This window comes from Vibrio sp. 1727, from assembly GCF_033344415.1.
Taxonomy (GTDB): Bacteria; Pseudomonadota; Gammaproteobacteria; order Enterobacterales; family Vibrionaceae; genus Vibrio; species Vibrio alginolyticus.
Genome location: NZ_JAWPOT010000281.1, coordinates 1 through 691 on the forward strand (window position 1 = coordinate 1; position 691 = coordinate 691).

Genomic DNA, 691 nt, shown 5'->3' on the forward strand with positions numbered 1-691 from the left:
AGCGAAGAAATATCTGGCGTATTTTCAGGCTTACACCAGTACTTATGCAGAAGTACAAGTACTGAAAAATATGTATGAAGAAGCGCTCAAAGCTGCTGATATTGTGGGTTTGTGTGTGGGAACTCGCCCAGACTGTGTGCCTGACTCGGTATTGGATTTGCTGTCAGATTATGTAAACCAAGGTTATGAAATTTGGCTCGAGCTAGGTCTTCAAACTGCAAATAACGATACGCTCAAACGCATCAACCGCGGACATGATTTTGAATGTTATGCGGAGATCACTCAGCGAGCTCGAGCCTTAGGGATCAAAGTTTGTACTCATTTGATTGTTGGATTACCGAAAGAAACCCGCGACGATAATATTGAAACGCTGCAAAAAGTGTTGGCCGTGGGCACTGATGGCATCAAGTTACATGGCCTGCATATTGTGGAAGGCAGTACGATGGCGAAAGCTTGGAGAGCTGGCAGATTAGAAGCTCCTAGATTGGAAGAATATGTTGCGATTGCCAGTGAAATGATTCGTATGACGCCCGCTGATGTTGTGTTTCATCGTGTCTCTTCCGCAGCTCGTCGTCCAACGTTGTTGTCCCCGCTTTGGTGTGAAAACCGTTGGTTAGCCATGACTGAAATTGGTCGCGCATTAAATAAAGATGGCGCTCAAGGCAGCTTAATAGGAAAACCTTTTATCTAC

The 691-nt window shown here is 45.2% G+C and carries 1 protein-coding gene; it reads left to right on the forward strand.

Going from position 1 to position 691, the window contains the following annotated elements; all coding sequences use genetic code 11:
- On the forward strand, positions 1 to 691 hold a 691-nt coding region (locus R8O10_RS25245; RefSeq protein ID WP_318191960.1), incomplete at both ends, for a TIGR01212 family radical SAM protein.